This is a genomic window from Vibrio sp. 10N.222.48.A3 (assembly GCF_041475345.1).
GTDB lineage: Bacteria > Pseudomonadota > Gammaproteobacteria > Enterobacterales > Vibrionaceae > Vibrio > Vibrio tasmaniensis_A.
On record NZ_JBFRVX010000864.1, the window covers coordinates 1 to 5,752 of the forward strand.

The 5,752-nt window shown below is 45.0% G+C and carries 6 protein-coding genes; 3 read left to right on the forward strand and 3 right to left on the reverse strand.

Annotated features, from left to right (window positions below; genetic code table 11):
* A partial coding sequence (locus AB4653_RS20990; protein WP_372105238.1) for an MOSC N-terminal beta barrel domain-containing protein occupies window positions 1-1,326 on the reverse strand: 1,326 nt, incomplete at its 3' end.
* Between the two features lie 218 nt (window positions 1,327-1,544).
* Here AB4653_RS20990 and AB4653_RS20995 point away from each other — a divergent pair.
* Both AB4653_RS20995 and pyrC read left to right on the forward strand, forming a co-directional pair.
* Entirely contained in the window at window positions 1,545-1,703 is a 159-nt protein-coding gene (locus AB4653_RS20995) for a YqaE/Pmp3 family membrane protein (RefSeq protein WP_008215717.1), read from the forward strand.
* Window positions 1,704-1,895: 192 nt separating this feature from the next.
* Window positions 1,896-2,924, forward strand: a complete 1,029-nt coding sequence (pyrC, locus tag AB4653_RS21000) for a dihydroorotase (protein WP_009845762.1) — start codon at window positions 1,896-1,898, stop codon at window positions 2,922-2,924.
* 113 nt (window positions 2,925-3,037) lie between these two features.
* On the opposite strand, the gene AB4653_RS21005 is transcribed toward pyrC, so the two are convergent.
* Window positions 3,038-3,943 carry a DUF808 domain-containing protein gene (locus AB4653_RS21005; RefSeq protein ID WP_102257524.1) on the reverse strand — a complete coding sequence of 302 codons (906 nt, stop codon included), beginning with the start codon at window positions 3,941-3,943 and terminating at the stop codon, window positions 3,038-3,040.
* Between the two features lie 175 nt (window positions 3,944-4,118).
* Here AB4653_RS21005 and AB4653_RS21010 point away from each other — a divergent pair, with 175 nt between their 5' ends.
* The gene (locus AB4653_RS21010; protein ID WP_009845764.1) at window positions 4,119-5,045 is read left to right on the forward strand and encodes a M14 family metallocarboxypeptidase; all 927 of its coding nucleotides are present in this window, start codon (window positions 4,119-4,121) and stop codon (window positions 5,043-5,045) included.
* A 200-nt stretch (window positions 5,046-5,245) separates the two neighbouring features.
* On the opposite strand, the gene AB4653_RS21015 is transcribed toward AB4653_RS21010, so the two are convergent.
* The coding region (locus AB4653_RS21015; RefSeq protein ID WP_372105240.1) for a BCCT family transporter at window positions 5,246-5,752 on the reverse strand (507 nt) is incomplete at its 5' end.

A 5,752-nucleotide genomic window follows, 5' to 3' on the forward strand; every position in this document is an offset into this window, starting at 1 on the left:
ATCAATCTCAGCTTGGTAAGGGATGTCTTCTTCGCTGCTGCATTGATGATAGAAAACCACATCATCAATTTGGCCATGATCGGCCAAATAACGAAGCATCGACAACATTGGCGTAATGCCGCTGCCTGCAGACAAAAGCAGTAACGGGTGAGTTGGATTCGCTTCTAAGTAGAACGCACCATCTGGATTTTGAGCAACCAAAGTATCACCCACTTGAAAGTGATCATTTAACCAGTTAGAGATTTGGCCATCGTCCACTCGCTTCACTGAAATCGCTAAACGACCCGCTCGTGAAGGGCTAGAAGATAACGTGTAACGACGAGAAACCTTCTCGCCATTAATCACCATCTCAATCGGCAGATGTTGCCCAGGCTGATAACTTGGTAGTGAGTGGTTCTCTTTGGCAGGCTCTAACCAAAAGGTCGTAAAGTCACGAGCGATCTCTTCACGCTCAACACATGTTAAATGTAACGACTCAACCCAAGTGTCTTCATAGTGTTCTTTCTCTTTGGTTTCGAGTACTTCAACCACATCACCCGCTTTAACCAAACCTTCATTTTTAGCCACAAGATTCTGACCAAAGAAAACGCCACCACGCTCGTTAGCTCTGAATGTAGAGAAGGTATTAAGAGGCTCTTTTGTTGCTCTAAATTCGCCACGCTCAACATCAACTGTCGTTAGGATACAACGCTCACAAGGCTTCACCGCTTCGAACTCAACCTCACCGATACGGATACGCTTCCAACCATCTTCAGCAAAGGCTTCGGTATTCGAAACAACAAAGTTGGTGCGGAACTGATCCATCGAGTGAACTTCAGGGCTGCGGCGATTAAGCTCATCTAGAGAGGCTTGGCTGATCACTAACATTGGATAGCCGTCAGCGAAACTGACATTATGGCCAAGCTTTTCACGAACACGATTCGATTGCTCGCCAGAAAACAGTAGCTCAACGCGCACGCCCAACACATCACTGAACCAATCATCGGCTTCATCACATGTCGTGTATGCCGTGAAGCTGTCTTTCCACACCGTTGCTGGCGCTTCTTGCATCTTGAAATTTGCATACTTTAGACGCAAAGGCTCTTTGCCTTCATAAGTGAAGATCAAACCGTCAGGCTGCAAGCTTGAAGATACCTTGACCATTTTAGGGTACTTACGCGCCGTCACCATTGAGCCGTCAGCCAACGCCAACATAAAACGTCTGTCGAAGGTAAGGCCCTGTTTTTCGACCCAAGCAGAAGAGAGTGCAATCCCACCTACTGATTTAACCGGAAACACATTGATTTGAGATAAAGAGAGAGCTTGATCTAAAGGTGACTGCGACATAACGATTCCAATGTTTTGTTGTTTGTCTCAATGCTAACAAATGGTTATAAATAGATAAACTGGCAGGCATTAAACACTTGATACTAAGCTAATATCTTGAAATGTTTAAATCACTGCCTTGTATACATTAAGACAGCAATGCATTAACACTCTCTATACGTTCTATAATATGAACACGGTTATCGCATTGAACTTTCATTGAATAAAAAGGATTTATCATGAACAAACTCGTCATTATCATTTTATGTGTATTGCTTCCGCCCGTTGGTGTGTTCTTCGCTCGCGGTGCAGGTAAAGATTTGCTGATTAACATCGTCCTGACCTTCTTCTTCTGGGTTCCAGGAATGATCCATGGTCTGTGGGTAGCCACCCGCTAACCCTTATTAACAAATAGATACCGAATAAAATATCCATAAAAACAAGCTCCTAACCCTGAAGAGTTAAAAATAGGATGAAATGAAAGTGCTTTTCCACTATCATCCTGTCGCCTAAACGTAAGCGATTGCTTTCACAGATTTCGCTGAGTTTAGGCTCCAACTACATAACACTTCAAATGGTGGGAGCCTTCAATGACACAACTTACGATTACTCGTCCTGACGACTGGCACGTTCATCTACGCGATGGCGAAGTATTAAAAGATACAGTCCGCGATATCAGCCGCTACAATGGTCGAGCGTTAATCATGCCAAACACCATCCCACCGGTAACCGATACCGAAATGGCTCTAGCTTACCGTGAACGCATCATGGCAGAGCAGCCAAGTGAACAGTTCCAGCCTCTAATGGCACTTTACCTAACAGACAACACAACACCTGACGAAATTCGCAAAGCGAAAGAATCTGGCGCTGTTGTAGCGGCGAAGCTATACCCTGCTGGCGCGACGACAAACTCGGATTCAGGCGTAACTTCAGCTCAAAAGATTTACCACGTGTTAGAAGCGATGCAAGAAGTGGGTATGTTGCTGCTTGTACACGGTGAAGTAACGGCTCACGATGTTGATATCTTCGACCGTGAAAAAGAGTTCCTAGACACAGTTCTAGCGCCGATTGTTAATGACTTCCCTAACCTGAAAATCGTTCTAGAGCACATCACGACGGCAGATGCAGCGACTTTCGTTAAGAACGCTAACGAGAACGTAGCGGCAACCATCACAGCTCACCACTTGCTTTACAACCGCAACCACATGCTGGTTGGCGGCATTAAGCCACATTTCTACTGCCTACCTATCCTTAAGCGTAACACACACCAGTTAGCACTTATCGAAGCGGCAACAAGCGGTAGCAAGAAGTTCTTCTTGGGTACCGATTCTGCGCCACACGCTAAAGGTGCTAAAGAGTCAGCATGTGGTTGTGCAGGTTCTTACACAGCGCACGCTGCAGTTGAACTGTACGCTGAAGTGTTCGATTTAGAAGGCAAGATAGAGAACCTAGAAGCGTTCGCGAGCCACAATGGTCCGGATTTCTACGGCATGCCACGTAATGCAGACACCATCACTCTTGTTAAAGAAGAATGGAATGTTGCTGAAACCATGCCTTTCGGTTCAGACATTGTTGTGCCAATCCGTGGCGGCGAGACGATTGCTTGGTCTGTAAAATAAGCGCTTGGGCTGTTAAATAAACGCCCTCCATTTAACGAAAAGGGTCACCATAATAATTATGGTGACCTTTTTTTTCGATGAAAGACTGTCTTATTATAATAAATAATGAACGATTACTTACCGCGCATTTTTCCAATCGCAGTCCAAACAGCAACGACAATCAAGCCAGCTAAAATCCCAATCACACCGTTTAATAACGTCGGTACCACCGCTGTCGCAATCGTATGTCCACTAAAATCCATAATAATCGGTTCAATTAAATGATGAATCGCAGGGACGTTGTGCACCACAATACCGCCACCAACCAAGAACATCGCAGCCGTACCGACCACAGCAAGCATCTTCATCAGCTTTGGTGCAAAGGCGACTAACCCATCACCCAAACGGGTTTTAATGGTACTGCCATTCGACGTGCGCTGGAGATAGAAACCTAAATCATCCAACTTAACGATCCCTGCCACTAAGCCATAAACACCAATCGTCATCACAACGGCTATCAAACTCACGACAAGAATCTGAGTAAGGATACTTGTACCCGTTACGGTACCTAGCGCAATCACAATGATTTCCGCAGATAATATGAAGTCGGTACGAATCGCGCCTGAGACCTTTCTCTTCTCATGTTCCTCTATGGATTCGCCAGTACTCGTATCCTCTTCCTTCTCGTCATGTTGATGAGTATGAGGAAAGAGCTTCTCTAAGATTTTCTCCGCCCCTTCAAAACAAAGAAACAGGCCACCAATCACGAGTAGTGGCATGATCAACCAAGGGATGAACGCACTGATCAATAATGCCGCCGGAACCAAAATCAGCTTATTTTTAAGTGAGCCTTTTGCGACCGCCCATACCACTGGAATTTCTCTTTCAGCAGAAACACCGGATACCTGCTGAGCGTTAAGGGCTAAATCGTCACCCAATACGCCTGCGGTTTTTTTAGCTGCCACCTTAGACATCAGTGCGACATCATCCAACACGGTTGCAATGTCATCTAGCAGTGTTAATAAACTTGCTCCAGCCATTTTATTGTCTCTTTATAAAAGATTGAACCATCGATGAAATGTAACATCATCAATTCACTCATCAAAGTTATGAGTCTGTAAAAAATAAAGTCACAAGTTGTGTTTTCTATTGCTGTCTCTGTTAGACAGGAATAATCTGTCTTAATCTTTCACGAACATAAAAGAAAAAGTATAGATGAAAAGTGAATCTACCTACCCAATTGGTAAGCCAGGACAAAAATGGCAACAAGCAGAACGTGAAGCATGGTTAGCTCAAAGAACGGTTAAGCGTGAATACCAACAAGAAGTTGTGCCAAAGATTAAAGCACTTGCAGACCGTTTTGACATCGAACAATACGGCGCACTGAGCTACGACGAAGCTCGCTTCCCACTTTTCGCAATTAAGAGCAAAAACAGGGACGAGTCAAAGCCGACCATTCTCGTTACAGGTGGCGTTCACGGTTACGAAACCAGTGGTGTGCATGGCGCTATCAAATTTGCAGCGACCCAAGCAGAGAAATACGCAGCGCACTTCAACATTGTAGTAGCACCTTGTGTAAGCCCTTGGGGTTACGAAGTGATCAACCGCTGGAACCCAAATGCTGTTGATCCAAACCGTTCTTTCTATGACGATACGCCAGCAGAAGAATCAGCAAACCTACGAGCTTTAGTGGCCTCTTTGCCAGAAGTATTGGTTCACGTTGACCTGCATGAGACGACAGACTCTGATGAAACTGAATTCCGCCCAGCACTTGCTGCTCGTGATGGCATTGAGTACATCGAAGGTATGATCCCAGATGGTTTCTACACGGTTGGCGATACAGAAAATCCGCAACCAGAATTCCAAGCGGCAGTAATTGCTTCAGTAGAAAAAGTAACGCACATTGCGCCTGCGGATGACGAAGGCAAGATCATTGGTTCAGACGTCACTCAACACGGTGTGATCAACTACCCAATGAAGAAGCTTGGCCTATGTGGCGGCGTGACCGACTGTAAGTACGGAACAACCACAGAGGTTTACCCAGACAGCGACAAAGTGACTGACGAAGAGTGTAATGACGCTCAAGTTGCTGCTGTAGTCGGTGCTTTGGATTACGTAATTCAACATGAATTGAACGCGTAAGCTATTAGCTAAAGCTGCTCCCTAAAACTAAAAAGAGCCACAAGTGACAATCCGCTTGTGGCTCTTTTTTTGTCTTTTCTCTTACCTTTGATTTCTTCTTGGGCATAAAAAAGCTCCCTTGCACACAGCACAAGAGAGCTTTGAAATAACGCTGAATAAGGAGTAATTAGCGAACTATATACTCCCCATACTCGATTACTTTATTTAGCGGTTTCACTAACGTTTTCTTGTCCTTTATCTACTTCAGTCAGTAGACCTTTCAACAAGCTAAAACAGCCAATCAGAAGAATGATCGTAAACGGCAGTGCAGCAATGATCGTGATCGATTGCAGAGCTTGGATAGATTGAGTACCACCAATCCACAGCATTACCATTGCGATAGCACCTGAGATAACCGCCCAAACCACTTTCTGTTTAACAGGAACTTCAAGCTTACCACCCGCTGTCATGCCATCGATAACGATAGAGCCTGAGTCTAGCGTTGTAACGAAGAACACAATGATCAGTGCGACTGCGAGAACTGACAGAATGCTACCGAACGAGTAAGCATCTAGCATGTAGAACAAGCTTAGAGATACGTCTGTAATGCCTTGGTCGAGGCCAAGTTGTCCCACATGGTTAATTACTTGCTCGATAGCCACGCCACCGAAGATCGACATCCAAGCCGACGTTACCAATGTTGGGATAATCAGTACGCAAAGTAGGAA

Bases quoted from the DNA above. Each gene is read 5' to 3' on its own strand.
- AB4653_RS21010 (WP_009845764.1), top strand. From the start codon at position 4,119: ATGAAAAGTGAATCTACCTACCCAATTGGTAAGCCAGGACAAAAATGG.
- pyrC (WP_009845762.1), top strand. From the start codon at position 1,896: ATGACACAACTTACGATTACTCGTCCTGACGACTGGCACGTTCATCTA.
- AB4653_RS20995 (WP_008215717.1), top strand. From the start codon at position 1,545: ATGAACAAACTCGTCATTATCATTTTATGTGTATTGCTTCCGCCCGTT.
- AB4653_RS21005 (WP_102257524.1), bottom strand. From the start codon at position 3,943: ATGGCTGGAGCAAGTTTATTAACACTGCTAGATGACATTGCAACCGTG.